General features: G+C 56.6%; 35 protein-coding genes and 2 tRNA genes. 10 read left to right on the top strand and 27 right to left on the bottom strand.

Annotated elements, in window-relative coordinates; all coding sequences use genetic code 11:
* Positions 1-9: 9 nt before the first annotated feature.
* The 6 genes from SynA1560_RS02610 to SynA1560_RS02635 all read right to left on the bottom strand — a co-directional run bounded on the left by SynA1560_RS02610 (position 10) and on the right by SynA1560_RS02635 (position 5,072).
* On the bottom strand, positions 10-894 hold the full coding sequence (locus SynA1560_RS02610) for a phycobilisome linker polypeptide (RefSeq protein ID WP_186470141.1): 885 nt from the start codon (positions 892-894) through the stop codon (positions 10-12).
* Between the two features lie 149 nt (positions 895-1,043).
* Entirely contained in the window at positions 1,044-1,739 is a 696-nt protein-coding gene (locus SynA1560_RS02615) for a pentapeptide repeat-containing protein (protein WP_186501557.1), read from the bottom strand.
* A 269-nt stretch (positions 1,740-2,008) separates the two neighbouring features.
* Complete coding sequence (locus SynA1560_RS02620) at positions 2,009-2,908, bottom strand: phycobilisome rod-core linker polypeptide (RefSeq protein WP_186470142.1); 900 nt, start codon at positions 2,906-2,908, stop codon at positions 2,009-2,011.
* Positions 2,909-3,264: 356 nt separating this feature from the next.
* Positions 3,265-3,981, bottom strand: coding sequence for a phycobilisome rod-core linker polypeptide (locus SynA1560_RS02625; protein ID WP_186501092.1), 717 nt, complete (start codon positions 3,979-3,981; stop codon positions 3,265-3,267).
* 48 nt (positions 3,982-4,029) lie between these two features.
* Positions 4,030-4,632, bottom strand: coding sequence for a phycobilisome polypeptide (locus SynA1560_RS02630; RefSeq protein ID WP_186501093.1), 603 nt, complete (start codon positions 4,630-4,632; stop codon positions 4,030-4,032).
* Positions 4,629-5,072 (bottom strand): hypothetical protein, encoded by a 444-nt coding sequence (locus SynA1560_RS02635; RefSeq protein ID WP_186501094.1) that lies wholly within the window; start codon positions 5,070-5,072, stop codon positions 4,629-4,631. Before SynA1560_RS02635 ends, SynA1560_RS02630 begins: the two co-directional genes overlap by 4 nt.
* Positions 5,073-5,217: 145 nt before the next feature.
* Here SynA1560_RS02635 and SynA1560_RS02640 point away from each other — a divergent pair, with 145 nt between their 5' ends.
* Positions 5,218-5,688, top strand: coding sequence for a hypothetical protein (locus SynA1560_RS02640; protein WP_186501095.1), 471 nt, complete (start codon positions 5,218-5,220; stop codon positions 5,686-5,688).
* 24 nt (positions 5,689-5,712) lie between these two features.
* Here SynA1560_RS02640 and SynA1560_RS02645 read toward each other — a convergent pair whose 3' ends face one another.
* From SynA1560_RS02645 to psbB, 12 genes are all read right to left on the bottom strand, one after another.
* Positions 5,713-5,952 carry a hypothetical protein gene (locus tag SynA1560_RS02645; RefSeq protein WP_186501096.1) on the bottom strand — a complete coding sequence of 80 codons (240 nt, stop codon included), beginning with the start codon at positions 5,950-5,952 and terminating at the stop codon, positions 5,713-5,715.
* Between the two features lie 17 nt (positions 5,953-5,969).
* A tRNA-Phe gene (locus SynA1560_RS02650) sits at positions 5,970-6,042 on the bottom strand.
* 30 nt (positions 6,043-6,072) lie between these two features.
* A complete protein-coding gene (locus SynA1560_RS02655) occupies positions 6,073-6,519 on the bottom strand; it encodes a ComF family protein (protein WP_255477034.1) in 447 nt (148 codons plus the stop codon).
* 241 nt (positions 6,520-6,760) lie between these two features.
* On the bottom strand, positions 6,761-7,048 hold the full coding sequence (locus SynA1560_RS02660; RefSeq protein ID WP_186470148.1) for a DUF2470 domain-containing protein: 288 nt from the start codon (positions 7,046-7,048) through the stop codon (positions 6,761-6,763).
* A 29-nt stretch (positions 7,049-7,077) separates the two neighbouring features.
* Positions 7,078-7,209 carry a hypothetical protein gene (locus SynA1560_RS13730; protein WP_255477157.1) on the bottom strand — a complete coding sequence of 44 codons (132 nt, stop codon included), beginning with the start codon at positions 7,207-7,209 and terminating at the stop codon, positions 7,078-7,080.
* The gene (locus tag SynA1560_RS02665; RefSeq protein WP_186501097.1) at positions 7,196-8,482 is read right to left on the bottom strand and encodes an FGGY-family carbohydrate kinase; all 1,287 of its coding nucleotides are present in this window, start codon (positions 8,480-8,482) and stop codon (positions 7,196-7,198) included. Before SynA1560_RS02665 ends, SynA1560_RS13730 begins: the two co-directional genes overlap by 14 nt.
* 7 nt (positions 8,483-8,489) lie before the next feature.
* Positions 8,490-9,716 (bottom strand): methionine adenosyltransferase, encoded by a 1,227-nt coding sequence (gene metK / locus SynA1560_RS02670; RefSeq protein WP_186501098.1) that lies wholly within the window; start codon positions 9,714-9,716, stop codon positions 8,490-8,492.
* Between the two features lie 40 nt (positions 9,717-9,756).
* Positions 9,757-10,551, bottom strand: a complete 795-nt coding sequence (locus SynA1560_RS02675) for an HAD family hydrolase (protein ID WP_186501099.1) — start codon at positions 10,549-10,551, stop codon at positions 9,757-9,759.
* Between the two features lie 13 nt (positions 10,552-10,564).
* A complete protein-coding gene (locus SynA1560_RS02680) occupies positions 10,565-11,668 on the bottom strand; it encodes a 30S ribosomal protein S1 (protein ID WP_186470151.1) in 1,104 nt (367 codons plus the stop codon).
* 101 nt (positions 11,669-11,769) lie between these two features.
* Entirely contained in the window at positions 11,770-12,246 is a 477-nt protein-coding gene (nrdR, locus tag SynA1560_RS02685) for a transcriptional regulator NrdR (RefSeq protein ID WP_186470152.1), read from the bottom strand.
* Positions 12,247-12,366: 120 nt separating this feature from the next.
* On the bottom strand, positions 12,367-12,462 hold the full coding sequence (locus tag SynA1560_RS02690) for a photosystem II reaction center protein T (RefSeq protein WP_006042122.1): 96 nt from the start codon (positions 12,460-12,462) through the stop codon (positions 12,367-12,369).
* Positions 12,463-12,483: 21 nt separating this feature from the next.
* Complete coding sequence (gene psbB / locus SynA1560_RS02695) at positions 12,484-14,043, bottom strand: photosystem II chlorophyll-binding protein CP47 (protein WP_186470153.1); 1,560 nt, start codon at positions 14,041-14,043, stop codon at positions 12,484-12,486.
* A 262-nt stretch (positions 14,044-14,305) separates the two neighbouring features.
* On the opposite strand from psbB, the gene SynA1560_RS02700 reads away from it, so the two are divergent.
* Entirely contained in the window at positions 14,306-14,797 is a 492-nt protein-coding gene (locus tag SynA1560_RS02700; RefSeq protein WP_186470154.1) for a 2Fe-2S iron-sulfur cluster-binding protein, read from the top strand.
* A gap of 58 nt (positions 14,798-14,855) precedes the next feature.
* The gene (psbM, locus tag SynA1560_RS02705) at positions 14,856-14,960 is read left to right on the top strand and encodes a photosystem II reaction center protein PsbM (RefSeq protein WP_006042119.1); all 105 of its coding nucleotides are present in this window, start codon (positions 14,856-14,858) and stop codon (positions 14,958-14,960) included.
* A 63-nt stretch (positions 14,961-15,023) separates the two neighbouring features.
* Here psbM and SynA1560_RS02710 read toward each other — a convergent pair whose 3' ends face one another.
* Positions 15,024-15,872, bottom strand: coding sequence for a universal stress protein (locus SynA1560_RS02710; protein WP_186501100.1), 849 nt, complete (start codon positions 15,870-15,872; stop codon positions 15,024-15,026).
* Positions 15,873-15,926: 54 nt separating this feature from the next.
* Here SynA1560_RS02710 and SynA1560_RS02715 point away from each other — a divergent pair, with 54 nt between their 5' ends.
* From SynA1560_RS02715 to SynA1560_RS02735, 5 genes are all read left to right on the top strand, one after another.
* Positions 15,927-16,373 carry a thioesterase family protein gene (locus tag SynA1560_RS02715; RefSeq protein WP_186501101.1) on the top strand — a complete coding sequence of 149 codons (447 nt, stop codon included), beginning with the start codon at positions 15,927-15,929 and terminating at the stop codon, positions 16,371-16,373.
* 81 nt (positions 16,374-16,454) lie between these two features.
* A complete protein-coding gene (locus SynA1560_RS02720; protein WP_186501102.1) occupies positions 16,455-17,510 on the top strand; it encodes a DNA-processing protein DprA in 1,056 nt (351 codons plus the stop codon).
* Positions 17,511-17,519: 9 nt separating this feature from the next.
* A complete protein-coding gene (prmC, locus tag SynA1560_RS02725; protein ID WP_186501103.1) occupies positions 17,520-18,449 on the top strand; it encodes a peptide chain release factor N(5)-glutamine methyltransferase in 930 nt (309 codons plus the stop codon).
* Positions 18,439-19,056 carry an L-threonylcarbamoyladenylate synthase gene (locus SynA1560_RS02730; RefSeq protein WP_186501104.1) on the top strand — a complete coding sequence of 206 codons (618 nt, stop codon included), beginning with the start codon at positions 18,439-18,441 and terminating at the stop codon, positions 19,054-19,056. The genes prmC and SynA1560_RS02730 overlap by 11 nt, the downstream gene beginning before the upstream one ends.
* A complete protein-coding gene (locus tag SynA1560_RS02735) occupies positions 19,044-19,217 on the top strand; it encodes a hypothetical protein (RefSeq protein ID WP_186470160.1) in 174 nt (57 codons plus the stop codon). The genes SynA1560_RS02730 and SynA1560_RS02735 overlap by 13 nt, the downstream gene beginning before the upstream one ends.
* A gap of 24 nt (positions 19,218-19,241) precedes the next feature.
* On the opposite strand, the gene SynA1560_RS02740 is transcribed toward SynA1560_RS02735, so the two are convergent.
* The 7 genes from SynA1560_RS02740 to ctpZ all read right to left on the bottom strand — a co-directional run bounded on the left by SynA1560_RS02740 (position 19,242) and on the right by ctpZ (position 24,037).
* Positions 19,242-19,313 (bottom strand) — tRNA-Thr (locus tag SynA1560_RS02740).
* Positions 19,304-19,546 (bottom strand): response regulator transcription factor, encoded by a 243-nt coding sequence (locus tag SynA1560_RS02745; protein ID WP_186501105.1) that lies wholly within the window; start codon positions 19,544-19,546, stop codon positions 19,304-19,306. The genes SynA1560_RS02740 and SynA1560_RS02745 overlap by 10 nt, the downstream gene beginning before the upstream one ends.
* A gap of 78 nt (positions 19,547-19,624) precedes the next feature.
* The gene (minE, locus tag SynA1560_RS02750; protein ID WP_186470162.1) at positions 19,625-19,903 is read right to left on the bottom strand and encodes a cell division topological specificity factor MinE; all 279 of its coding nucleotides are present in this window, start codon (positions 19,901-19,903) and stop codon (positions 19,625-19,627) included.
* A gap of 5 nt (positions 19,904-19,908) precedes the next feature.
* Entirely contained in the window at positions 19,909-20,724 is an 816-nt protein-coding gene (minD, locus tag SynA1560_RS02755) for a septum site-determining protein MinD (RefSeq protein ID WP_186470163.1), read from the bottom strand.
* Between the two features lie 33 nt (positions 20,725-20,757).
* Positions 20,758-21,459 (bottom strand): septum site-determining protein MinC, encoded by a 702-nt coding sequence (minC, locus tag SynA1560_RS02760; protein WP_186501106.1) that lies wholly within the window; start codon positions 21,457-21,459, stop codon positions 20,758-20,760.
* Between the two features lie 28 nt (positions 21,460-21,487).
* Positions 21,488-22,735 carry an HD domain-containing protein gene (locus tag SynA1560_RS02765; RefSeq protein WP_186501107.1) on the bottom strand — a complete coding sequence of 416 codons (1,248 nt, stop codon included), beginning with the start codon at positions 22,733-22,735 and terminating at the stop codon, positions 21,488-21,490.
* Positions 22,736-24,037 (bottom strand): carboxyl-terminal processing protease CtpZ, encoded by a 1,302-nt coding sequence (ctpZ, locus tag SynA1560_RS02770; RefSeq protein WP_186501559.1) that lies wholly within the window; start codon positions 24,035-24,037, stop codon positions 22,736-22,738.
* A gap of 66 nt (positions 24,038-24,103) precedes the next feature.
* On the opposite strand from ctpZ, the gene petB reads away from it, so the two are divergent.
* A complete protein-coding gene (petB, locus tag SynA1560_RS02775; protein WP_186470166.1) occupies positions 24,104-24,760 on the top strand; it encodes a cytochrome b6 in 657 nt (218 codons plus the stop codon).
* A 75-nt stretch (positions 24,761-24,835) separates the two neighbouring features.
* A complete protein-coding gene (gene petD / locus SynA1560_RS02780) occupies positions 24,836-25,318 on the top strand; it encodes a cytochrome b6-f complex subunit IV (protein ID WP_186470167.1) in 483 nt (160 codons plus the stop codon).
* 131 nt (positions 25,319-25,449) lie between these two features.
* On the opposite strand, the gene SynA1560_RS02785 is transcribed toward petD, so the two are convergent.
* Positions 25,450-26,922 carry a glycoside hydrolase 100 family protein gene (locus SynA1560_RS02785; protein WP_186501108.1) on the bottom strand — a complete coding sequence of 491 codons (1,473 nt, stop codon included), beginning with the start codon at positions 26,920-26,922 and terminating at the stop codon, positions 25,450-25,452.
* Between the last annotated feature and the right edge of the window lie 5 nt (positions 26,923-26,927).

The following is a 26,927-nucleotide window of genomic DNA, read 5'->3' on the forward strand; positions in this document are numbered from 1 at the left end:
AACTGATTCTTATGTCACTGGTGTAATGCTTGAAATTTTTCCGCCTTCCTTATGAATACGTTTGAATTGCTCCGATAGTTTATCGAACGGAACATAGTAAATTCGATTGCTTCTTGTGTATCTTGATATTCTCTTGAGGTTGGTCGTGCTGTAGCCGGTGACTTCGATCTTGTAGGTTTGCCCTTGATCGCTTGCCCCGGCTCCCAATCGAGTTGCTGCATCCTCGAGATTTTTCGATGGACGGAAACTCCAGCCAGTTGCTTCTGTTGAGGATGGTGGGACCACCGCAATGGGCCTGTTCTGATAAGCAGAGCCTCCAAGCTTGCTCCTAATGCCTGCCAAGTCACCCTTCAAGCTGCTGCTGCTATTTCCTCGAAGGAGTTGGAAGCTCCAAGTAAACTCCTGCATTGTTCCACAGCTTTCAGTTTTCCAACCTCGCTGATAAGGGACAATCCATTCACCAAATGTATTTTGATAATCTGCTGAATCTAAAAAACTATCGATGTCGGCTTCATAACCTTTGCTATCTAACCGATCTGCGTGGCTCCGCATCTCTTCATAGCTTTCTGGTGCGCGACCTAGGAGGTGTCTGAAGGCTAATTCGATGTACCTGTATCTTGCGCATGTGTCGAAGAACCGACTGGTGTAGAGAGAACTCTTCGCAATTCTGCGAACCATTTCACGAACACTGATCTCTCCCAACTTGAATTGGGATTCAGTGATGACTTGTCGTTCGCTGTCCATGACATAGGCATTCCCAAGCACTTGCTTGTAGACAGCCCTGATGATTTGCTCCTTCTTGGCGTCATCGTCGCCAGAGATCAGTTCTAGAGGTGCTTCACTCTCTTCCGAGAAGCGTTCGACCCCGAGGAGCGAAGCAGGACCGAAGGGCATGAAGGTTCTCACATGTCGCCTAGCAATACTCGTTCACCTCCCCTCCCTGGGGGCAGGTTCTTTATAAACCTCAATCAATCTTGTCCGAATATTGCTAATTGTTGAGAATCTGGTTTTTTCTCCTTTTTAGCGTTCTTTCGTGGTAAGGATCACCTGCCAATTAAGCTCTCTAAACTGCTTCTAGTTGTTGAGCGAGTGTACGGGTTCCAGCAATCAAGCTCCATAGCAGATCTCGCAAGCAGTGCATCTACTTTGTCTTCTAAACCCCTGCAGAATGAAAAATCTGCTCCTTTGATTGATTGAACGGTATCGAGTGCTGCGCCCTCAAGGTCTGCTCCTCTGAGGTCAACTAGATCCATTTCGCAGGTCCCAAAGCGAGTGTTTCGGCACATGGTTCCGCGCATGGTGGCTGATCTCAAGTCTGAGCCAGCTAAAGACACATTATCTAGTATCGCTCCACTTAAGTCAGTGCCGCTGAGGTAAGCGCCAAGAAGTGCTGCTCCTCTTAGATCGATCCCTCTTAAATCAGTGTTATTCAGATAAACTCCATTCAGTTTTGCTCCTGGTCCTACGGCTCCTGAAGTTCTGATGTCAAAGCCATCTGGAGTCTTTGTTGTGTTGTCGTAAATAGCCAGTCGTAAATCAGCGTCCTTGAGGTTACATTGACTCAGATCAGTCCCCCTCAAATCACATCGACACAGTTTTGAGCCGGATAAATCAAGCGAACCCAGATTCTTGTTACGCCAGTCTGAGCCGCGCGCGTCGTTGACCTTCTCGTCTGAGTCTGGTGAACAAAGCTCCGGTTCTGACCATGTCTTGAGGTTTAGAAAACCTTGGTTTGTCATTGAATTGACTCTTTCTTGTTTGCCGCCAATTCTAGAATAATGACCATAGCACCAACGCCTATATATTTTAAATTCTCTGCCAACGCTCACTCTTTGTATATTGATTCTTTAATGCTCCTTTTTTAGGTTTATGGAATACTCTCCCTATATTTGTTCTGTCAATTTATGCATGTAAAAAACCTGTTGACTTCGGAGAAGGAGTCAACAGGTTTGTGCTATTTAAATGGCGAATAATCGTTATAAGTTCACCCGAGTTGCGTATTGATGTTTCAGCGCCATGTTTTTGTTGTTTTGGGTTGATACATCGATTGAAATGCTCTGGATTTCGGGTCTGTTACTGCTGAAGAATACTTGAATCCGCTGACGTCTCCTCCTTTCGCTGAACTGAGATTCCGTGCAGCAGCAAATTCCATGACGAGTTGGCTACGGCCTTCGATGATCGTGTCCGATGCAGCATTTCCTGTGGTGACTTTGCCAAGGTTGACAAATGTCGAGCAATAAGAACCAGCTTCTGAATTCCATGCTCTGAGGTAGGGAACAGTGTCTGTTCCAAAAACTTCAAGGTATTCCCCAGAATGTGTGACGCTGTCAACCAAGGCATCAAATCCTTGTTCAGCGATTAGTGCAATGTATTTGCTGACTTCTGCTTGGTTGCGAGGTGGTCTTCCGAGAAGATGCTTGAGATTTAGTTCTATGCCGCGAATGGGAGACACTTTTGAATAATATTTTTCTTTGTATAGGTCTGATTTTGCCAAGCCATTCACAAAATCTCTTACCGTGATTTCTCCGCTGCTTAACTTTGATTCAAGTTCAATGCATCGTTGCGAATTACTGGGTCGCAGATTTCCGAAAACTTGCCTGTAAGCACCTTCAACTGCAACCTGGAGAGCTGCTTGACCTGTGCTTGCGTATTCATCTGCAATGCTGCTATATGGGCATTCTGAATGCAATCGTGGGCCAATGCCAAGTCCCATTGCATTGCAATGATTCTCTTTGAATTGCTGATTTGTTTTCGCGGCTTTTCCGTTCCGTGGAATTAAAGAACCGCTAGAAATCTCTTGTCGATAACGATTGATTGCTGTGTTTTGGCGGGGCTTCGCAGCGTTGCTGGCCGTATAGGACACTCGGTCTTCACTGGTGAAATCCCGTGTCGGCTTGATTACGACCATGGCGTAGTGCTTTCAATATCGCTGCATAATTTTAAGTGCCTTGCTCGGTATAAGTTCCCCCTTGTTCGTCGCTCGCAACAAAATGTTTCGTGCGTTTTGCCTCTCTCTGATTGTTTTTAGTTAGGTCTTGCCGATTGGGGCAGTCTTGGTTGGATGTGCTGTTTGTTAAGTTTGGTGACCGTGCCCGCGTTCTGATTTTTAAGGGGTTTCGTCCTTCCGAAGAGCTTTGCTATTGCTCGTGCTCTGCGTTAATGGTTTTTTATCGTTTTGATTTTTTTGTGCGGCTTTGTTTTTATTCCGTGTTCTTTGGTTGGTTTGACATGTTTCTTTTTTCTCCTTGTCTGTTGAGGTTTTGGTTACCGGGTGGTGTGTATCTCTGCAATAAGAGTTAATGTAATTCTCGTTACCTCTATGCCTCCGACTGTTATGAAGGCTAGCCAGGCTCTTAGAGCCCATTCTGGCGTTTTTTGCAATTTGGGTGTATCGAGTGTGTTGTTCAACTGGATTTTCGTTTCCCATTGCATGTCTCGCCAATCAGCGTCGTATCGCGGTAATTGTTGGTATATCGGTTGTTCTCCAGTTGGTTTGCCTGCGATAACTCTTGTTCTTTGAGATGGTATTTCGTCGTACCCAAACGATTGCATGTACTCATCGCTGTTTAAGATCTCGTCAACAAAAGTGTTAAAGCCTTTTTCCGCGATGCGAATTGACCAGCTGATTCTTTCACTTTGGCCATGTGTTTGTCGTCCAAGCACTCTTCCAATCACTTGGTCAACGAGTCGATAGTTTGTATTACAGTTTACATACCCTTCTTGAAACCGCCGAGACAGTAGTAATCCTCGAATGAAATCCCGCGCCGTAATGCTGCCGTTGCGAAATTGCGATTCTAGGTTGATATCCTTGTCGTATTTCATGGCATGGAAAAACACTTGCCTGTAAGCATCTTCAATTTGGATGTTTCGGTCTTCTTGACTTGGGAATGCCGCCTTCTTCGGCTGTGAGCTCAGGCCTCCTAGGTCACCGACGCGTTGGTTCTGGCTTGTCAACGGGTACTCCAGCAGCTGAAGTGCCATCAGTAGAAATGCTTAGTGGATGCCTCAAATTCTCGGTCTTTTCGAGGGCTAGGGAGTTTTGTCTTCGTTTCTCTTCATCACGTGTCGAATCGTGTTGCTGATGTGGTTAACGGTTTCCCCTAGCGCCTTCGCTTGGCCTGCTGAGCAGAGATCTGCGTAGGCTTGCATGGAGTGTTGACGGAGGTGGGCGAGGGCTCGCAGGAGTGCCGGTACCGGCACATCAAGCAGGCTGTAGAGCTCTGCTAGAGCAACCATGCCTTCCCGATCGGTGATTTCCGTGCGCTTTAGCGCGATGCCATACAAGCTCACGCGTAGGAAGTGAAAGCAATCTCGCCAGCAGGCATCTGCTCGCTCTTGGGGGTGGAGCTTGCCGCCAGGTTTCACCAGGTCGGGCTCGTCGCTGAGCAGTTCCCATCGTGACTGGTTCACGAGTTCAGGGACGAGGTCTTGAAGGCTGACCAACGGAGCGCAGTCCACCCCTGACCACTGACAGCAGTGCTGCAGTTCCTCAGCGGTGAGCAGGCGTTGATCGCGGTTCGCTGTGGCAATCACCTGGCGCAGATTGATAGGGATGGTGGGGTCCTCGTCGAGGCCGCAGACCTTGGCCCGTTGTGCCAAAGCTCTGATCTGATCTGCACTTGCCGCGTTCATGGCTGCGCGGATCCCAAGGAAATGGTGGGCAACACCGGGCAAGCGGTCAGCCAGCCGTGGCGTTCGAGGTAGAACGCCCAGACGATGTCTCCACCCACGCCTGGGCAGTGCTTTGGCATGGCCTCCGCAAGGGTGGAGCTGATGCCCAGGTGCTGCAACAGCGCTCCTGCATCCAGTGCCGATTCGACGTCGGCGGATCGAATGGCAGCTCCCACCACCCAGGTCAGTCGCGTCGACTCAAGGGCGCAGCTGTCGCTTTCGCAGGCCAAGAGGATGTTTCCTGGCTGCGGCATGGCGGCGTAGGTGTCCTGCCAGAGCTTCAGATCATCGGGTTTCAGGTTCAGCCGGAGAACGTGCTGATCGATGGTGTGCAGCTGCTCGTTCTCTTCCCCGGGATTCTCCATCAAGGACCTGAGGCTCGCCTGTGGTGATTCGTTCATCGCTCGACTCAGGCCAAACCAACTGTATCGGTGTTGTTTGGAGACATCTCACGCCTCTAAAGGTGTTGCCACAAATGGGTGAAAACGACGTCGCTGGACAAGTTCTGGACGATCGATACCATCAGGCCGACACGGCGCTTTCCCCATGGCCGCAGCTGACTCCAGTTCCGCGATGGTTCAGCAGCTCAGTCGTCAGCTGCATGCGGTCAGTGGCATTGCTGAATCGCTGACGCTGCGCTTGCTGGCATTGGAAGAGCGCTTTGCGCAGATCGAGACTTCTCTTGATGCTGCGCCTGAGCACGCCGAACACGATGCTGACTCCCAGCAATTGTTGGTCGAAAGTAGTGATCGCCTGAAGCATCTCCAGGGCCTGCTGGATGACATGCCGGCTGAAGTTGCCACCGCACACCAGGCCGTTGATGAGACCGCGGTGCTAGCGGTCGTTCAAAACAACGACTCGGTTGAGGACGACCTGATGGAGTCGGAGGACGAGCTCGACGCTGATCCCACTGAGACGGTGTACGTGGATGATCCGCAAATCGAGCATCTCGAGGAGCACCAGGAGCCTGTGAGCCAAGAGAGTGATGAGGATCAGATTGATTTGCTGAGCGCCTGACGATTCCTCTCAGCCCACCCTGATTTAGCTGTCCAGATCTAGTAGACGCACACGGAAACGGGCCACTTGTCGAGCCTGTGTGGGCTCGGATTGCACAAAGGGGTGCTCACTGAGGTGTTTCAGCACGGTTTCGATCCGCTCTTCTAGTGATTGGTCGTCAAGTTCACCTGCCTTGAGGCAGCGTTGCCAGGCTGGATCAAACACCATGGCAAAACCATCGGCGTTGTTGAACTGGCGATCGTCGTTGATCGGGACGGGGATCAAGGAGCGATTCAGCGAAATGCCAGGACCCAGATTTGAACTGGGGACACGGCGATTTTCAGTCGCCTGCTCTACCAACTGAGCTATCCCGGCTCGTGGTCTGAACCACCCTCAAATCTTAAATCACGGCGTGACGGCGAGGCGTGTTCGCGCCAGACAGATCACTCCATGGATGACGATCCCTGATGTTTGCAGGGCATCACGGGCGGCCATCACAGTCGCCCCGCTCGTGACGATGTCATCCACGAGCCACACCTGCGCAGCGTTCGAGATGAGAGTTTCCCCCTGCCCTATCGCTGGGAGGCGGTCCTCCAGCACTCGAAAGCTGCCCTGTTGATTCAGCAATCGCTGCCTGCGGTTGAGGTGGTGTTGGCCCACGGTGGGGCGACATCGTTTGAGCACGGGGATGCTCGGTCTCTGGAGGCTGCGGCACAGCAACCGTGGAAGAGGATTGGCACGGGCTTCCGCTTTCCACCCAGGGATGGGAATCAAGAGCGCGCGTGTGCACAGCGCATGACGCAGCCCCTTGCATAAACCGTGCAAAACAGCAGGATCTGGTGTGATGCGCAAGCGCAGAATTATCTGTCTGAGCTCAGCCTCATACCAGCCGGCAGCATGCCAGGACAGTGGCTCTGACCCCCGCAGCCCAGATTCTTTCAGTCTGAGCCTGTGCCGGCATGTCTGGCAGAGGCCTTCCCGATCAGGGGCGGACAGCTCGGGCGTCTGGCAATGCCAGCAAACGGGCTGAATGAGCAAGTCGCTCAAGCAGCGTTGAAGGGAGATCAGCACGTCATGGCAACAGGGGTTGCCGTCAGGATTCCCCGCTTTCCGTCGCGGCAGGCATGGCACGAAGCATGGCGACCATTGTGCGATGGGCGTCTTCGCTGTCAGTGAGAGTGTGATCGAAGCGGATGCTGACCGGCTGATCATTCACGTTCAAGATCATGGCCTCAGCAGTCACTTCCGTCATTTTGGCGGCTGTGGCATCCGTGAAACCGCCGTAGTGACGGGCATAACGCAGCACGGCATCACTGTGGTCGTCGTTCATGTGACGGCAGATGCGTTCGCTAACTGCGGGAGTGAGGGGATCGGCGGCCATGGGAAAAAATTGGGGTGGAGAGGAACAGGTCAGCTGAAACGCTGCCAGAGCAGAAGGGCCAGGCGGAAACCGCTGAATCCCACGTATCCAGCCAGCACGATGAACAGCCCGATGGAGAGTGCGTCGCGAAGTCGGTTCGGCAAGGGCTCATGAAGGCGCATGCGATTCTCCCTCGGAAACCATGGATTCTTCACTCCTCTGTTGCAGAGCATGCAACGCCAGCCGTGCAACGCCAGCGGCTGGGGGAGACGTACAACTGCGGATCGGCATCTGCAGAAAGCGCTCCCTGATCCGTCGCCATTGCGGATTGCGGGCTCCGCCGCCGAGGGTGACCAGGCGTTTCGGTGCTGGGGCCCCCAATTGGGTCAGTTTGGCCCACCCCTGGCATTCAATCCGGCTCAGTCCTTCGAGCAGGGCGTGAAGGTAGAGGGAATCACTGACCGGACGAGGCGTCAGCACCGCTTCCATTTCGGGCGCGTCTACAGGAAAGCGCTCCCCTCGACCGATCAGGGGACGCAAGTCCCATCCACTGTCTTGATCAGGATCAATCTGACGGCTGAGCTCTGCCAGATCGATGCCTGGAAAGCACTGACGCAAGACAGCACCGCCGCTGTTCGATGCACCTCCCGCCAGCCAACGGCCACCGACACGATGGGTGGAGGTGCCAGCTCCACTGTCGAGGGGGCAATCCGTGAAGCGTTTGAGAACCAGCGTGCTCCCTAAAACGGTGATGCCTTCGTCGTCAGCGGCATCTGCCGTCAACACCGCTGCATTGGCATCAGTGGTCCCCGCGATCACCTGAAGCTGCTCAGGCAAGCCCAGCTGTCTGGCCAGCTCAGGCGCGATGGTGCCCAGCATTGTTCCGCTGGGACGGATGTCCGGCAGGGCCCCCTTCCAGGACTGATGTTGGAAGGCTTCTGGCCACTGGTTCTCGCTCAAGCACCAGCCGAGGCGAAGGTTGTTGCCTTCTTCTCCGTAGCGCCAGTTCTGCATGAACCAGCCGCTGATCCAGTCGGCCTGGTGGCGTAGCAGCAGCGGTTGCGAATACTGCTGAATCAAGCGCAACGCACGCGCCAAGCTGCCGCTCGCGCTGGCCGCAGGCCCTCCTGTTGGAACCAATGCGGTAAGCGTGGAGAGGTGTTCAGGGCACGCCAAGTGGTAGGGCAAGGCGTTGCCGAGGGGTTGGCCGTCATGGCTACAGGCCACAAGCGTGCCCGATGTGCCATCGACGGCCATCGCCTCCAACCGCATTCGGTCAGCGTTGGGAATGGCTTGGATCAGTTGGCTGCATCCGGCAACCCAGTCTTCGGGATATTCCAGGCCTCTGCGGTAACCGACCGCTTTGCTGAACAGCAGTTCCCGTTGTGCATTCAAAACGGCGACACGCACGCCACTGGTGCCCAGATCAATGCCGAGCACCAGAGGGCCGCCCATGCTGATGTCAGGCGTTGCGCAGTTCCACTGCTTTGGCATCCACGTCTTCCCAGGGTGCCTTCAAATCGTTGCGGCCAAAGTGCCCGTAGGCCGCGGTGTTTTGGTAAAAACGCCCACCACGTTTCTGGGGCAGGTGCCGGAGATCGAAGGATTCGATGATGGCTCCAGGGCGCAGATCAAAGTGTTGCTGCACCAATTCAGTCAGTGCATCGTTGGCCAGCGCACTGGTCCCGAAGGATTCCACCAGAATCGACACGGGCTTTGCCACACCAATGGCGTAGCTGAGCTGCACTTCCGCGCGTTCAGCCAGTCCCGCCGCCACCAGGCACTTGGCGACATAACGCGCTGCATAAGCTGCAGAGCGGTCTACTTTGGTGGGATCCTTTCCGGAGAAAGCACCACCACCGTGGCGGGCATAACCGCCATAGGTGTCGACAATGATCTTGCGGCCGGTGAGTCCGGCGTCTCCTTGCGGTCCGCCCACCACGAATTTGCCGGTGGGATTCACCAGATATTTGGTCGCTTCCCGGTTTGGTTTTAGGGCGAGATCCGCTGTGGCCGGTTCCACGACATGGGTCCAGAGGTCTTCGGTGATGCGCTCGCGGATCCCTTGCTCGTCGCTGATGCCTGCGACTTCTTCAGTGTGTTGCGTTGAGATCAGGATGGTGTCGATCGCCACGGGCTTGTTGTTTTCATAAACAACGCTCACCTGGGTTTTGCCATCAGGCAGCAGGTAGTCGAGGGTGCCGTTGTGGCGCACTTCCGCGAGGCGCCGCGACAAGCGGTGGGCCAGGCTGATGGGCAGGGGCATCAGCTCAGGTGTTTCATTGCACGCATAGCCGAACATGATTCCCTGATCACCAGCACCAACGAGATCAAGAGGATCACCGGCATGGTCATCGGCCTCGTTCACCCCCTGCGCGATGTCTGGGGACTGCTGATCGAGAGCAACCAAAACAGCACAGCTGTTGGCATCAAATCCACCCGCCCGGGCTCCGCTGTAGCCGATGTCTTGGATCACGTTGCGGACCAGGTGGATGAAGTCGACCTGGGCTTTGGAGGTCACCTCACCGGTGATCATGCACAAGCCGGTATTCACCACCGTTTCGCAGGCAACGCGGCTGGAGGGATCCTGGGCCAGAAGGGCATCGAGCACGGCATCACTGACTTGATCGCAGATCTTGTCGGGATGCCCCTCCGTCACAGACTCGGAGGTGAAGACGTATCGACTCATGACCTTCGGTAATCGCCCGGGACTGTAAGGCGTCGGTGTCTCAGGACTTGTTGGACCGCCCCTTGATGGTGAGTTCACTCCAGTGGTGAATCAGCTGCTCATGTGCCGTGAGCTCAGGAGACTGGTGCCAGCCAGCCACGTAACCCAGGGTGATGCCGATTCCGGCTTGTCTTGCCATGAGCAGATCCGTATCGGCATCGCCAATCAGGGCGCAATCCGATGCCCTCAGATTCAGCTTGGCGCACAGTCCGTGCACGGCTCCAACGTGAGGTTTGGTGGGGAGGTGGTCGGCACTCCACACATCGGCAATGCAGTCATCGAGTTGATGCGCATCGATGAAGCCTTGAATCCCGGCTTTGGTGTCATTGCTGATTAAGGCGCACACCACGCCTGCTGCGTGGAGTTCTCTCAGGACCTCTGCAGCACCTGGGAGGAGCGCAGGGGAGTCCACTGCGGAGCTCGTGGTTTGGTGGCGGTGGTCCACCGCATCGAAAATCTCATCGGCCAACACAAGGGCGCGTGGCCAGCCCAGCTGCATCTGACAGAAAACGGTCGCGGTGCTGAGCAGGTTGTGCTGCCGAGAGGCCACAGCCAGAGTTCCTTCGGGGGTGACTCCGGACTGACAGCGGCCATAGGTTCTGGCCAGCAGGTCGTGCAGTTCGCTGCGCTCGCTCTGGGACGCACCCATCGCCTGGAAGCGTTCCAGGGCTTCAGTGATCCGAGCGTCTGCAAGAGCAATCAGGCGAGGCTCGCTATGGGAAAGGGTGCCGTCCTTATCGAACAGCACCCCTTGCACTGGGCCGAGTGAACGGCCTCTGAGTTGGAGATGAGCCACAGGCTCAGACACCTCAGATCATCATGGAGCCAAGGGGCTCTTCGCCCTCTTCAGCCTGCTCAAGCAGCATCTGCTTGTAGCGGGCGGCCATCTCCTCGGCTTTGTCGAACACCTTCTGGGGATCAGTGAGCATGTCACCGGGCTCCGGTTCCAGTGCTTTGGTGGAGAGGGAGATCCGACCACGCTCAGCATCGAGGTCAATGATCATCACCTTCATCTGATCATTCACATTGAGCACCGAGTGGGGTGTCTCAATGTGCTCGTGACTGATCTCAGAGATGTGCAGCAGACCGCTGACTCCGCCGATGTCGATGAAGGCGCCGTAAGGCTTGATGCCGCGGACGGTACCAACAACAACCTCACCCACTTCCAGGCGATTCATCTTCCGCTCGACAAGCGCACGGCGGTGACTGAGCACAAGGCGGTTGCGCTCCTCATCCACCTCTAGGAACTTCAGTGGGAGGAAGTCAGCAACGAGTTCTTCCTTGGGTTTGCGGGTGCTGATGTGTGATCCGGGGATGAATCCACGCAGACCCTCTACCCGAACCAGAGCACCACCTCGGTTGGTGGCAAACACTTCGGAGTAGATCGTGGCGTCTTCTTTTTGAAGCTGACGCACGCGTTCCCAGGCGCGTTGATATTCGATCCGACGAATGGAGAGCGAGAGTTGACCGTCTTCGTTCTCTTCACTCATGATGAAGAACTCCCGGATTTCTCCGGGCTGGAGCACATCGCTCAGGCCTTCAACACGATTGATCGAGACCTCTTGAAGAGGCATGAAGGCTGCTGTTTTGGCCCCGATATCGATCATTGCGCCTTTCGACTCGAGCGCGAAGACTGTGCCGTTGACGATGTCGCCAGGCTTGAAGTTGTAGTCGTACTTACTGAGCAGTGCTGCGAACTCGTCGAGCGTGAAACCAGCGCTATCCATGTCCCGGCTGGCAGCTCTGCTGCTGGGGTCGTCAGCAGTCGGGATGTCATCAGGAATACTGAGGTCTTCATCCGTGCCGAAGTCAGCCTGAGCTGCGCCTTCAACCACTGCGTCAGACGCGGATGCGACGGCTTCAGCGGAGTCCACGGCAGAGTCCTTAGAGGGATCTGTGGGCGTGACAGTCATGGAACGATGGCGGTCTGTCCGAGAGACAGAGCGAAAGAAACCAATCCAGGCCCGCCGACCTGAATCGAGCAATCTCGCATTTTACAGGGTGGTGGCCAAACTCAGATTGCGGCTGTCAGCTCCGTCTTCGATGCACTGATTCCCTCCAGAGTCGCCACGAAATCACTGACTCCGCTGAACTGGCGATAAACCGATGCGAAGCGGATGTAGGCGACCTCGCTGATCATTTTGAGTTGATCCAGCACCAGTTCGCCGATATCGCTGCTGGACACTTCACGACCACTGCGCTGTTGGAGGCTGAGTTCAAGCTCTTCAACGATGGTTTCTAAGCGTTCAGGTGCAATCCCGGTTTTTTCGCAGGCCCGACTCAGGCCGTGCAGAAGTTTGCTGCGACTGAATGTTTCGCGGTGGCCGTTGCGTTTGATCACCGTGATGGGCACTGTTTCAACCCGTTCGTAGGTGGTGAAGCGAAATTCGCAATTGAGACATTCCCTCCTGCGTCGCACACTTCGTCCACCATCGGCGGCTCTTGATTCGAGCACCCGGCTATCGGTGTTTTGGCAGGAAGGGCACTGCATGCCCGCAAATTCGCGTTACTGAATGAATTGTACGTGTTGCGTCCACCCATGACCGCTTGCGTTTGAAATCATGCCTTTTGACATAAAAAAAAGCCCCGCCGGAAGGCGGGGCCAGAAGGATTACTTGCCGATCTTCGGGGGATCGCGGAAGGCGATCGCGAAAAACAGAGTGGCAATCGCAAGGGTGAGGATGAGGATGTAAGCGAAGCTTTCCATCGATTATCTCCTGTAGGGCGATTAGCTGAGAGGGGAACCTGCCGGGGGCACGAAGCCTTCGGGCAGACGACGCGTCGAGCGGTCTCCCAGTTTCTGGAAGAGACCAAATTCGACTTGTTCGCCGAGATCGGGATCGATACCTGCGAACACGTCGCGGTAGAGGGTGCGAGCACCGTGCCAGATGTGACCGAAGAAGAAGAGCAGTGCGAAAGTGGCGTGACCGAAGGTGAACCAGCCGCGGGGTGAACTGCGGAAAGTACCGTCCGAGTTGTAAGTCTCGCGGTCAAACTCGAAGGCTTCGCCAAGCTGGGCTTTGCGAGCCAGGCGCTTCACCTCGGCTGGATCTGTGAAGGTTTGGCCATCCAGGGCACCGCCGTAAACAGTGGCAGTAATGCCTTGCTGTTCGAAGGAGTACTTCGCTTCAGCACGACGGAAAGGGATGTCACCACGAACCACACCATCGCTGTCTTCGAGAATCACAGGGAAGTTCTCGAAGAAGTTGGGCAGACGGCGTACTTGAAGATCGCGACCTTCTTTATCAGTGAAGGAGATGTGACCCAGCCATCCGGTGGGAAGGCCATCCCCGTTCACCATGGGACCAACACGGAAGAGACCGCCTTTGGCAGGACTGTTGCCGACGTAGTCATAGAAAGCCAGCTTTTCGGGAATCGATGCATAGGCCTCGGAGGCCGTTGCACCTTGATCCATCGCAGTTTGAACGCGACGATTGATTTCAGTCTTGAAATAGCTCTGGTCCCACTGATAGCGAGTCGGGCCGAAGAGTTCGATTGGGGTTGCAGCCGCGCCGTACCACATCGTGCCGGCAACGATGAAGGCCGCGAAAAACACGGCAGCAATTGCGCTCGCTAGCACAGTTTCGATGTTGCCCATGCGGAGAGCCTTGTAGAGACGCTCCGGTGGTCGCGTGGTGATGTGGAAAATGCCGGCAATAATGCCAACAATTCCAGCGGCGATGTGGTGAGCCACGATCCCGCCCGGATTGAAGGGGTTAAAGCCTTCAGGTCCCCAGGAAGGTTGAACGGGTTCGAGATGACCTGTGATCCCGTAAGGATCCGAGATCCACATACCCGGGCCAAACACACCAGTGAGGTGGAAGGCACCAAAGCCGAAGCAACCGAGGCCTGCAAGCAGAAGGTGGATGCCGAAGATTTTGGGGAGATCCAGGGCAGGCTCTCCGGTGCGCGGATCCTGCCAGATCTCGAGATCCCAGTAGGTCCAGTGCCAGATGGCCGCAAGCATCAGCAAACCACTGAAAACGATGTGCGCAGCAGCAACACCTTCGAAGCTCCAGAAGCCTGGATCAACACCGGTGGCCCCGGTGATGCTCCAGCCACCCCAGCTGTCCGTCACGCCCAGGCGGGCCATGAAGGGCATCACGAACATGCCCTGACGCCACATGGGGTTCAGGACTGGATCGGAAGGGTCGAAGATGGCGAGTTCATAAAGAGCCATCGAGCCGGCCCAGCCGGCAACGAGGGCTGTGTGCATGAGGTGCACGGCCAACAATCGGCCGGGGTCGTTGATAACGACCGTGTGCACCCGATACCAGGGCAATCCCATGGGTCAGGTTCGGGGGAACGGAGCTGCCAATGCAGCCAGACCCGGGGATCGTAGGCCGTTCGCTCCGGCACACGCGTCCTGCTGTCGCGAGCCGCAATGTCTGGGTCTCCGTTTTTCGGGGATCGAAGTTCTGGGCCCCGCGCGTGTCCTGGCATCGGAGCTGACGTTCCACGCCGAGTCCAGGGGGGTTACAAAACGCAACCTCTCGGGACAAAGTGGTTGCGTTTCGGCGTGTCACAGCGCCTGTTGTTTCGGAGGTCTCGTGCCCGTTATCCGTTTCGTTCGCGAAGGTCGAGATGTGGAGTGCTATCCCGGTGAAAACTTGCGTGAGGTTGCGCTTCGCGAGGGAATTCAGCTCTATGGGCTGAAAGGTCAGCTTGGTAACTGTGGTGGCTGCGGTCAGTGCATCACCTGCTTCGTGAAGGTTGAAGGTGAGTCCTCCGAACAAGCACTGAGTCGGAGAACAGCCGTTGAGGGCGTCAAACTCAAGCGACGGCCGGAAGGCTGGCGTCTGGCTTGTCAAGCCTTGGTCGAGCAATCGGTGGTTGTGGTGACCAAACCTCAAACCTCGATGGCAGATCAGCAGAGGCGTGTCGCGGCTGCTTTGCAGGCGCCACTGCCCACTGGGCCTGTTGAGTGGCCGCGTCCTGTCGGGGCTGATGAGGACGATGAAACTGACGTGGAGGGCTCTGCCGAAGCCGAGATGGATTCAGAGGAGACAGCTCCGCCTGCTACGCCCGGTGACGAGCGCTGATCGGTTCACGTCAAAGCTTTCCGGACGGTGATACGTTCCAGCAGGTTCTTTCACGTTCATGGAAACCAACGATCTCGGCTTCGTAGCCAGCCTGCTGTTTGTTCTGGTGCCGACCGTCTTCCTGATCATTCTTTTTATTCAGACCAACAGCCGAGAAGGTTGAGCCCTTGCGGCTGTTGAACGATCGGGAGTTCAACTCTCGGCAGGTTGGAGGGCAGGATGTCAGTCAGCCCTGCTCCGGTTCCCTCACCAGGAGAACAGGGGCGGGAGCGTGAACTCTGATGTAATCGCTCACAGAGCCACCCAGCAGTTTGTCGAGGTCTACTAGGCCTCTGGCGACGAGCGGGCGTCGGTCTTGGGATGCCAAAACCACGAGATCGGCATTGATCTCTTCCGCGGCACGGCAAACTCCTCTGCCGATGTCTGGGTCGGTGACGTGGAGAGGTTTCAGTTCCACCCCGAATGTCCGCGCCCGTTGAATGGCTTTGTCGAGATAGCTGTCACTGCCTGTGGAAGCTCCGCGTGAAGGCGTTGGTTCCTGCCTTGCCACATGCACTCCGGTGAGTTGGCCGCCGGGAATGTCCCGCACCATTTCGCAAGCCAGCTTCAAGGCGTCGTCACCAACCCCTGTTCCATCAATCGTGACCATGAGGCGATTGATGTGCCTCACGTACAAGTCGTCACGCACCAAAAGCATCGGTCGTGTCGAGAGTTGAAAGACGTACTGGCTTGCGCTGTTCGACAGGATCGATTGCAGGCGCCCGAGGCCCCTTGAGCCCATCACGATCAGATCGACGTTGAGTTCGTCGGCAACCTTCAGAACAGTCTGCTTGGCGTCGCCGTGTCGGATGATTGAGTTGACCTCCTCCGGATTGAGACCAAGCTTTTGAACAGATGAGGACAACAGGTTCCCGGCTTCCGACCAATGCTCCTCGGACTCGTTCTTGCTTTGTTCGGTCACCACGTGAAGGAGGTTCATGCGAGCGGCCTTGAAGGCCGGTAGGTCGCGCAGCATGTTGATCATTTCTCCGACCTGGCCTTTGCCGGAATCGGCGATCAGAAGGTTCTTGAACACGGCGAAATCTCAGCCCGTGCAGCAGCCTATGGCCGATTACAACGTCTCGCAGACATGGTGAATGAGAGCGTTACGGCCGCCTGGTGTTTGACCAAGCAGGTGCTTCCTCAGCACACCGACCACGGTGGCGTGATGTGGCATGGCGCCTACGTGGGATGGCTTGAGGAGGCGAGAGTTGAGGCCCTGGCTTCGGCAGGGCTCCCCTACGCGCAGATGACGGCAGCGGGATTGGAGATGCCGGTGGTCAATCTGCAAATTCGTTACCGAGACGCGTTAAGGCTCGGTGACCGTGTTGTTCTGGCGAGTCAATCCGAGCCGCAGCAAGGGGTCCGCTGGCCGTGGAGAACGCATTTTTTGCGCCATGGGGTTTGTATCGCAGAGGCTCAGGTGGATCTTGTGTTGCTGCGGGTGGATTCCCGGCAGGTGTTGCGGCGTCCCCCTGAGTCCGTGGCTCAGGCCTTTGCAGCTTTACGGCTGGGCCCTCAGACCTATGAGGAGTAGTTTATTTGTACTGCTTTGGTCTTGCTCTTGCGTTCTTGGTGGTGGTTGTGGTCGGCATGTCCCCAGATCGGTTCAGTGCGGATGCGCCAGCTCGCTGCGGTTGCGGCGGTGCTCCCCGGGGGGTGGCAAGAGCTTTGGCGTTGGCCGTTGGAGCGCTTCCGACAGGAATTTGCTTGGTCTGAATCGGTGCTGGCCAGCGTTGATACCTACCGGTCGTCGTGTGGTGACACCCAGCCATCTGAGGTGCCGGCTCAGGTGTTGTTGCCCTGTGATTCCCTATGGCCACCGTTGTTGAATGATTTAGAGCGGCCGCCGCTGACTCTTCAATGGGAAGGCGATGCGTGTTTGCTGCCCTGGCTCGCCTCCCAGCAGTCTGTCGCTGTGGTTGGCACCCGACGTCCCTCGGCCCATGGCCTACGAATGGCTGAACGCATTGGTGGATCCTTGGCTAGTGCCGGTTGGCCGGTGGTCAGTGGTCTGGCAGAGGGGATTGATGCCGCTGCCCATCGGGGTTGCTTGCGTAATGGTGGTCGTCCTGTCGCGGTTCTCGGGACGCCTTTGCATCGTGTGTATCCGCCCGAGCATCGTGCTCTTCAACAGGCCGTGAGTCAGTCGGGAATGCTGGTCACCGAGCTCCGCCGCGAAACCAGGGTTCAGCGGTCCAGTTTTGCGTTGCGCAACCGTTTGCTCGTTGCGTTGACACGCGCTGTTGTCGTTGTGGAGTGCCCCAAAAGCAGCGGTGCGCTTCTGTCCGCGGCCATGGCTCAACGTTTGGGCGTGCCTGTTTGGGTGGTGCCTGGAGATGCGCTGCGCGATTCAGCGTGCGGCAGCAATGCACTGCTTCGTTCCGGAGCGCATGCGCTGTTGGATCCAAACGATTTGCTTGATGCATTGGGTCCTGGTCCAGCGGACGCGTTGTGCTCTCCGCGGGTCGCACAGGGAACGACATCTGAAAGATCTCCGTCGATTGGCGGTCTTCAAAAGCAACTGCTCCAACTTGTCGATGCCGGCTCAACCCTGGAGCAGATGGTCCAGGCGTTGAAGCTGGATTCACAGGCTGTGGCCGCGGAGTTGCTCAGACTGGAGCTGGATGGTTTGGTCTTGGCTCAGCCAGGACTGTGCTGGAGACGGCTCTAGGTTGATGCAATGGTCTCCCACGCCTGTTCCGGTGATGAGCTGCTGGCTTGGCGTCGAGGCCAGCTTGCCCTTGGAGGCCGTGCTGTTGATCTCGACTGGCTCCTGGATCTGCGGGGCGAGCTGAGTTGGGCCGAGCTTCAAAAATTGCGACTGCGACCGGAGTTAACGGTGTCGTTGGCTTGTTCTATGGAAGCTCTTGAACACCTCTGGAGGCAACATCTGGATGACCATGTTCCTCTGCAGCACCTCGTCGGCCGTTGCCCCTGGCGTGATCTGGATCTTGTGATCAGTTCCGCTGCCTTGATTCCACGACAGGAGACGGAGCTCCTCATCGACTTGGCACTGGAACGCCTCCAAGACCCTGCCTTCGCACCTCATCGTCGGGATGCACGCTGGGCTGATCTGGGAACAGGAAGCGGTGCGATGGCTATCGCTCTAGCCCGTGCGCTGACGGGATGGCACGGACATGCTGTTGATCTCAGCCCGGCGGCCCTGGAGCTGGCCCAGATCAATCTCCGGCGATTGGCACCAGAAGGTGGATGCCAGTTGCATCTGGGCCATTGGTGGACTCCGCTTCGGCCTTGGTGGGGGCATTTCGACCTTGTGGTTTCTAACCCTCCTTACATTCCCACCAGCGTGGTTGATGCGCTTGAGCCTGTGGTTCGAGACCATGAGCCTCAACTGGCGCTCTGCGGCGGCGCAGATGGTCTTGATGCCTGTCGGGAGATCGTGGAGCTTGCTCCCCAAGTGCTTGCTCCAGGAGGGTGGCTGCTCCTCGAGCATCACCATGATCAAAGTGAACAGGTGCTTCAGTTGATGGAGTGTTCTGGACTGGTTGCTGCGGAGGCCCGCTGTGATCTTGGCGGAGTGAAGCGCTTCGCCATGGCCTGTCGAGCGCCCGGATCTTCCTCTTCGTTGCCCCCCCTGCATGACCACTGACGCATTGCCATGGATGCAGGTTCAAGAGATGGCGCTCCATCTGCGCCAAGGTGGAGCTGCTTTGGTGCCCACCGACACGCTGCCGGCTCTCGCTGCCGCACCTGACCATGCGGCTCAGGTTTGGACCCTCAAACAACGTCCGCAGGACAAACCGTTGATCTTGATGGCGGCTGATGCCGACGCGCTTCTCAGCCTCACCACCGATGAGGTGCGTTTGGACGCAGAACCATTGGCGCAGCGCTACTGGCCCGGCGCGCTCACCCTGGTTCTGCCGGTTGAGGGTGGGCGTTACGCCCGGCTCAATCCAGGGATGAACTCGCTGGGCTTGCGAATTCCTGACTGCCCAACGACCCGCGAACTGTTGCGAGCCTCGGGTCCCCTTGCCACGACGAGCGCCAATCGATCAGGGGTGCCAGCTAGTCAGAACGAACTGGAAGCCTCCGTCGCTTTCCCGTCATTACCTCTTCTAGGGCCTCTCCCCTGGCCAACGCCTTCTGGTCTCGCCAGCACTGTGATCGCTTGGATGTCCCCTGGGAGGTGGCATTTGCTGCGTCAAGGCGCTGTGATGGCCAATGAGATCAACGGATCCCATTCATGCTCTGGCTGATCGGCCTTGTGCTTGTGCTTCAAGCCGCCTTCCATTGGATGCTGGAGCCTGTGATCCAAGCGGTGACGCCGTGGTTTGAGCTCAAGTTCATGCCCTGGGTTTTGGCTGGCATTGGGCTGTGGCTGCTGTCCGGCGGCAAAGACGCGGATCATCCCTCCTGAAGACAGGGGTGGATGGGATCAAAAAGCCGGCTGACGGATTTGAACCGACGGCCTTCGCTTTACAAAAGCGCTGCTCTACCACTGAGCTAAGCCGGCAATGGGGGAACTTTACCGGTGCACATCTCCTCCAAGGACTGTCTCTGTTGCATCCACCAGAGCGTGAGTTGCAACCGGGATTGGCAGCCGGATTTGTCAAGCGCGTGGCTGATGTGACTCTCTACCGTCCGAATGCTGACCAGGCGAGCTGCAGCGATAGAACGGTTGCTCATGCCCTGGAGCAACAAGTTGAGAACCGCGACTTCTGCTGGCGTGAGATTGAAACTGGCCATGCTCTGGGAGTGACTGTTGCAAGCATTCCCCCGGAGAGACTTGATCGAGACGTGACCTTGATGAAGAGGGGACCACGATTACTCAGGTGTGCTTGTCGCCAGTGTTCGCCGGATTGGCAGGTTTGCCACCAGGGCCGTGACGCGATCTTCGGTTTCAAGACTCACATCGCCCTCCTCCAGGTCGATGTCGACATACTTCGCCACCACTTCGAAGATCTCCCGTCGCATCTGATCCAATTGTTCCGGGCTCAGGTCACTGCGGTCATGAGCCAGGACCAACTGGAGACGCTCTCGCGCCGTTGTGGCACTGGCTGGCTGACGACGCAGAATTTTGTCGATGAGGTCGCGCAAGTTCATAACGGTCAGAAAATCTTGGTTTGGATCAAACGGCGCACCTTGGCGCGGAATCCACGACGCCCGTCTCGGGCTGGATCCATGAGTGGGATGTCTTCACCTTGAAGACGTTGGGCGATGTTTCCGTACGCTTTGGCGGCTGGTGAACCGCTTCCATTCAGAGTCAATGGTTCACCGCGGTTGGTGCTGACAATCACCTGTTCGTCTTCCAGGACTAGGCCCAGCAAAGGCAAAGCCAGGATGTCGGTGACGTCGTCTACCGCCAGCATCTCCTGACTGGCCATCATCTTGGGCCTCACGCGATTGAGCACGAGCTGCACTGGAGAAACGCCATGGGTATTGAGCAAGCCAATCACTCGATCGGCGTCTCGCACGGCTGACACTTCGGGAGTTGTGATCACGATGGCTTCCTTAGCCGCGGCGACAGCGTTTTTGAACCCGTCCTCGATTCCTGCTGGGCAATCGATCAGAACGTAGTCGAAGCGTTCAGAGAGCAGGCCCGCAATGGTTTGCATGTCTTCGGGCTTCAACCACTCGAGCATGCGTGGGTTACCTGCTGGCAGCAAGGCAAGGTTCGGCTCCTGCTTGTGCTTCACCAGCGCTTGATCGAGGCGGCAGGTCTCAGCCAGCACCTCCTGAGCGGTGAAGACGATCCGATTTTCCAGGCCGAGAAGGAGATCAAGGTTTCTCAGGCCGAAGTCGGCGTCCAGAACAACAGTGCTGGCTCCTTGTCTGGCCAGGGCAATGCCCAGATTGGCGGTGAGGGTGGTCTTGCCGACACCCCCTTTTCCCGAGCAGATCAGGATCGTTCGCGAATTGGTCACGGGGTCCCGGTTGGTCGAGTCACATTAGTGGCATTAACCCTTCTCGTCTTTCTGCATTCGTGATCGCTGCAACGCTGTAAACGGAGCTTTGGCTGCTTCGATCATGATGGCCCCATCACTGACGCAGGCTTGTTCGGCCAATCCTTCTTGGGGTGTGTCCTCCGGCCCCCTGGCGACGAAATCGGCAATTCGCAGCTGCAGGGGCCTGAGCTGAAGCGCCACGATCCGTGCGGATTGATCGCCGCTCCGACCGGCATGAGCACGTCCGCGCAGTCGTCCCCAGATGTACACATCACCGTCCGCTGAAACGGATCCGCCGGGATTCACATCACCCACAATCAGCAGATGTCCACGGGCTTCCAGGTGATCCCCTGATCGGAGCGTCCCCTGATGAATGCTCAAATTTTGATTCGGTGCATCGTCTTGATTCACCGGTGCGTCGCACTGATCGGCGCTCTCAAGAGATTGTCTTGATTTCAATCCCAGTGCTGCTGCACTGATCAGGGTCTGCTGGCAATGACTCGTGACTTGCTGCAGTACGTGGCCGCTGGATTCGAAAACCTCAAGGATCGATGCAAAGTCCCTGCAGGTCAGCGTCCAATCGCAGGTATCGAGGTCGATGGGGCCAGCTGGCAATGATGCGAGCTGGGCAGGGAGCCACTGTCGCCAGGGATTGGTCTGGAACGGTGGAAGCTGCAAACGCAAACTCGGCTGTGGAATGGAATCGACGTTCATGGGCGAACGCTAGATCGATCCGCTGTGCCTAGTGCGTCTGGGTAAGGGCTTCTCGCAGTTCTTCAGTAATTTCGCTGGGGTGAATCAACCAGGCTGTGGCCGCCGGTGTCGCCAGGCTGTTCACGAGTGGTGAGCACTGTTCGAGGGCTTGCAGATTGAACCCATCCCAGAGCCGCAGACCGCCGCGATAAGGGTGGTAGCCATGAATCTGATGGTGACGGAGCCCGCAGCAGAGTTCCGGGTCCAATCCTGCGCGGTCAGCACTGGTTTGCGCCATGGCTAAGAGTTCCAATTGGGAGGATGAAGACAACTGACTCACGTCAAGGGCCTTAAACAGACGGCGATTGAGAAAACGGTCGCAGAGCTCTGCGAGCGGCTCGGGTGCCTCGTCTCTCCAGCGCTGCAAGTGATAGCCAGTGCGGATGTCGTCATTGGCGAGGTAGTAATCAAGATCCAGTTCTGAGGCATCCCATAACCAATGCCGCATCGTGTTGTCGGCCCAGACGCGATCAGGCCCCAGACGTCGGGCCTGACAGATCAGCTGCTCCAGTAACCAGTTGCAGACCACGTTCAGGCGGTGGTTGTAGACACTCCTGTACATCAGGTTGCGCACCACGAGGTAGTGCTCAACGGCCATGAGGCCTTTGGGATGAATCGCCATTTCCCCGTCGGGGGCCAGGGTGATGGCAGCGAGAATCCGTTCAAGATCGAGTTGGCCATAGCGGGCACCGGTGCTGTAGCTGTCGCGCAGCAAATAGTCGAGTCGGTCGCAATCCAACTGGCTGCTCACAAGCGCCTTGATCACACCGCGGCTAGAGCGACCATGCTCCAGCAGGTCTCCCACGGCTTCTGCTGTTCCTGTTGCGAAACACTCCAGCGGCGTTCTGATCTGAGGATGGTCGCGGATGATCCGGGCGGACCATTGCTCGTGGTGCGTGCCGAACATCTCCTCGCCTGTGTGGCTGAGGGGGGCATGGCCGACATCGTGTAGTAATGCGGCTGCGTAAAGCACGCCCTTTTCGGATTCGAGCGAGGGGTCGAGTTCGCTCAGCCGGCTCATGGCGCGGCGTGCAATGGCGAATACCCCGATTGAGTGTGTGAACCGGCTGGATTCTGCGCCGTGGAATGTGAGGAAAGCTGGTCCGAGCTGACGGATGCGGCGAAGCCTCTGAAACGGGGCTGAATCAACCAGGGCAAGCACCATGGCCTCCGCTGGCTCATCACTGTCCAGGCTGATCCCATGGTGCAGAGGATCGTGATAAGTCCTCGAGGGCATTCAGCTCTGTTCCTCGTCCATGTGATCGAGCGTGGGGGCAGGTGATTCCTCTGCTACCTGACTGGCCTCCTGGTCGATCAGCAACTGCAGCGTGCGCTCTGCATCGCGTAGCCAGCGATCGCCTTCCCCTCCTGGGTTGAGTGGCTCAGGCCCATCGAGAATTTTGTCCGGTGTGATGCCTTGCCCCTGGATGTCGCGACCGCTTGGAGTTACGTAGCCGGCCACAGTCACCGCCAGGCCACTCCCATCACTGAGATTGGTGAGTGTCTGGATCAGTCCTTTCCCAAAGGTGTTGCTGCCAAGAAGAAGAGAACGCTCATCGTCCTGGAGTGCACCGGCAAGGATTTCACTGGCGCTTGCCGTCCCGCCATTCACAAGGGTCACCATTGGTCCTGAATAGAGAACCTCGGGCCCTGCCTGAATCGGATCGGCAATCCCGTCTCGGTTGCGGGTCTCCACGATCGGTTGCTGATCCAGGAAGGCATTGGCAACTGCCAGACCAGCACTCACCAATCCGCCTGAGTTATTGCGCAAATCAAGGACCAGGCCTTCGACGTCTTTATCAGTAAGATCCTCAATCGCTTCACGCACCTGATCGGGCACGCTGTCACTGAATTGCGTGATGCGGATGTATCCGAGTGTGTGTGCATCACTGCGAAGGCGCCGGGTTCGCACAGGACGCAAATCAATGTTGCGGCGCTCCAGGGTCAGTTCCTCTGGGTCTCCCTGCGGTGGAAGAAGTGTGAGTACCACCTGAGTTCCGACCGATCCCCGTAGACGGGCAGCCGTTGTCTCCAGGCCAAGCGTCTCGACTGATTCACCGTTAACCGCCAGCACTTCTGTGCCACTGATCACGTCAGCCTCAGCAGCAGGAGAACCCTCCAACGGAGCAATGACCACAATGGCGTTGCTGTCTTGCCGATGTCCTAGTTGAAGGCCGACGCCACTGAGACTCCCTTCATTGCTGGCTTTCATCACGGCGTAGTCGTCAGGCCGAAGGAGCCGCGTATACGGATCGTCGAGCGGCGACAGCATCGTTTCGATGGCGCTGTAAGCCTGCTCACTTGTTTCAATCGTGTTCTCAAGAGCCTTTTGGCGGAGGCGTTTCCAGCGGATCCGATCGAACTGGCCAGGGTCTAGGTATCCCTGGTTCACCAGACGCCAGCTTTCCACCACCAATTGCTGTGCATCGTTCAGCGCTAACGCGGGAGTGCCAGCCAACAGCAGGATCAGTGTGATCACCATTGCTCCAGAGGCCAGACGCCGCAGGCGATCTGACCACCCGTTAACAGTCGGCAACATTGGCTTCATCCCGGTGCGTAACAGGAACGTCATCGGTAGACTCTCGCAATCCAAGCCCCCCTCTGCATGGCGAACTCCTCACCTGTCTACGACTGGTTCCAGGAACGTCTTGAAATTCAGGACATTGCTGACGACATCAGCAGCAAGTACGTGCCCCCGCACGTCAACATCTTTTATTGCCTGGGCGGGATCACGCTTGTGTGCTTCCTGATCCAGTTCGCGACAGGGTTCGCGATGACCTTCTATTACAAGCCCACTGTTGCGGAGGCCTACAGCTCCGTTCAGTACCTGATGACAGATGTGAGCTTTGGCTGGTTGATCCGTTCGGTACACCGCTGGAGCGCCTCCATGATGGTGCTCATGCTGATCCTCCACGTGTTCCGCGTCTACCTCACGGGCGGTTTCAAGCGTCCCCGTGAGCTCACCTGGGTCACCGGGGTGACCATGGCTGTGATCACGGTGTCCTTCGGAGTGACGGGCTATTCACTCCCCTGGGATCAAGTCGGTTACTGGGCTGTGAAAATCGTGTCTGGAGTTCCCGCGGCAATCCCTGTGATCGGCGACTTCATGGTTGAGCTGCTTCGCGGCGGCGAAAGCGTTGGTCAGTCAACTTTGACTCGCTTCTACAGCCTGCACACCTTCGTGATGCCTTGGTTGCTGGCCGTCTTCATGCTCATGCACTTCCTGATGATTCGGAAGCAGGGCATTTCCGGTCCCTTGTGATCCGTTTCAGTCTTTAAGTCACAAGTGCTCAGCTTGATTGATCTGTTTTAGGTTTCAACAACACCCACCTGATCCATGCACATTCTCAAGAAGCCGGATCTTTCTGATCCCAAGATGCGCGCCAAGCTCGCCAAGGGCATGGGGCACAACTATTACGGCGAGCCAGCCTGGCCGAACGACCTGCTTTATATCTTTCCGGTCGTGATTTTGGGAACCATTGCCTGCATCGTGGGCTTGGCTGTGCTCGATCCGGCCATGCTTGGCGACAAGGCCGATCCCTTCGCAACCCCCCTGGAAATTCTTCCCGAGTGGTATCTCTATCCGGTGTTCCAGATTCTGCGTGTCGTGCCCAACAAGCTTCTGGGTATTGCTCTGCAAACGCTGATTCCTCTGGGTCTGATGCTGGTCCCCTTCATTGAGAGCTTCAACAAGTTTCAAAACCCTTTCCGCCGCCCCGTGGCCATGGCTGTGTTCCTCTTTGGCACGGCCACCACGATTTACCTCGGCATCGGCGCAGCTCTCCCTATCGACAAGTCCTTGACACTTGGCTTGTTCTGATCAGGTTCAGTGCTGACCTAATCCCTTTTTCAACAAAAAGCCTGGCCATTGCCGGGCTTTTTTTATGTCGATTGCCCTGACTTCACCGCATCGGCTCCCCCGTTGGATGCCATGGCCGATCGCTCTGATCTTCAGGTCTCCCCTGGTTCTGGCACGGCACCATCGTCCAGATCGAGCAACAGAACATCGTCGGGTTTCACGCGCAGAAAGTGATGGAGAAGCAGAAATCCCACAATGGTCCAGGTTTGGTAAGTCCTGGACTGTTGTCCGACCCATGTTCCGGTTGGTCCATCGAAGTATTCCGCCCATTGTTGCCTGGGCAGCTGATTGAGATGACTCCAGTACGACTCCTCCAGCAGAGCCTTCATCTGCCCCATCAGCAGCACATCAGCGTGGGGGTGACGACGTTCATGGAGAAGGATTGAACTGCCGAAGAACCACAGCAGACTGGGCCAGTGACCTCCGTTGTGATAGCTCCATGGCCAGTTCTTGGGGTCAGAGCCTGTCTTGTTCTGCCATTCGAGACTGTCCATCGGGGGATGACAGATCCGCATGGGCATCTCAGCCATGAGATGGTCCCGGTTGTGCAAGGTGAGCCTGAACAGAGCCCGTTGCTGAGGCGCTGTTAACAAGCCGAAGAGGCAGCCGAGTGAATTGCCAAGGCTGTAAAACCTGAAATCGGGTCTGCCGGTTCGCATGTTGCCGATCAGATAGCCACCACGGTTTTCCAGCCAGTCCTGCAGCCAATCAGGAATCACCTGGGGTTGAACATTGAATTCATTCTGGTGCTGGTTTTCTCCGTACTGTTCCGTCGGACGGCGACGCAGCACCTGCATGGTCTTGCTGGTGACCCAGTAGTGCTTGAGCAGAAACTGGCGCAGGTCGTGCACCCACTGACGCGTGAGCACGAGCCGTTGATCCAGCAGTCGGCTGCCCTGATGCTTTCTCCCCAGTTCCATCAGCTGAGTGCAGCAGCGCAGCGATCCATACAGCAGCACTTCCACTTCCAATGGAGCTCCCCAGACATCCATGGGTCGATCAATCATGAAGGCACAGTCCGGAACAAAAAGAACGGGTGTGCCTTCAAAGGTGGGGTGAAGCACCAGATCCAGAAGCAGTTGCACGCCGCGTTGCACTCCCTGACTTGAGGCGAAGTCTTCGTCTCCGCTTGATTTCACATACATCCAGCACAGCACGGGCCACCAGAGGCTGGCGTCCACCGATGTGATGCGACCGATTGATCGTTGTCCGTAGTCAGCGATCAGCTGTCCCTTTTCTTCGACAAAGGAGGTCGGGAAGACACCTCGCGTCTGATAGGTGGTGCTTTGCAGATCCAGACAGATGCTCAGGAACTGGCGAACGATGTCAAACCGCTTCTGGGTCAGCAGATACAGCATGACGGGAACGTTGTCCCGCAGGAAGATTTCGCCGTAGTTGGCTGCTTCGTCGTGGCGAGGGTGTTCCAGTGCGGCAACACTTCCGGCCAGCTGACCTTTCACTGGGACCAGCGTCCGCTCGAAGTGCTCGCGCGCCTTCTGCACCACTTGATCTTCTTTGGAGCTGGGACGAACACGCTGGTTTTGCTGGCTGAACCGTCCTGCCATGACTG

This window comes from Synechococcus sp. A15-60, assembly GCF_014280095.1.
Classification (GTDB): domain Bacteria; phylum Cyanobacteriota; class Cyanobacteriia; order PCC-6307; family Cyanobiaceae; genus Synechococcus_C.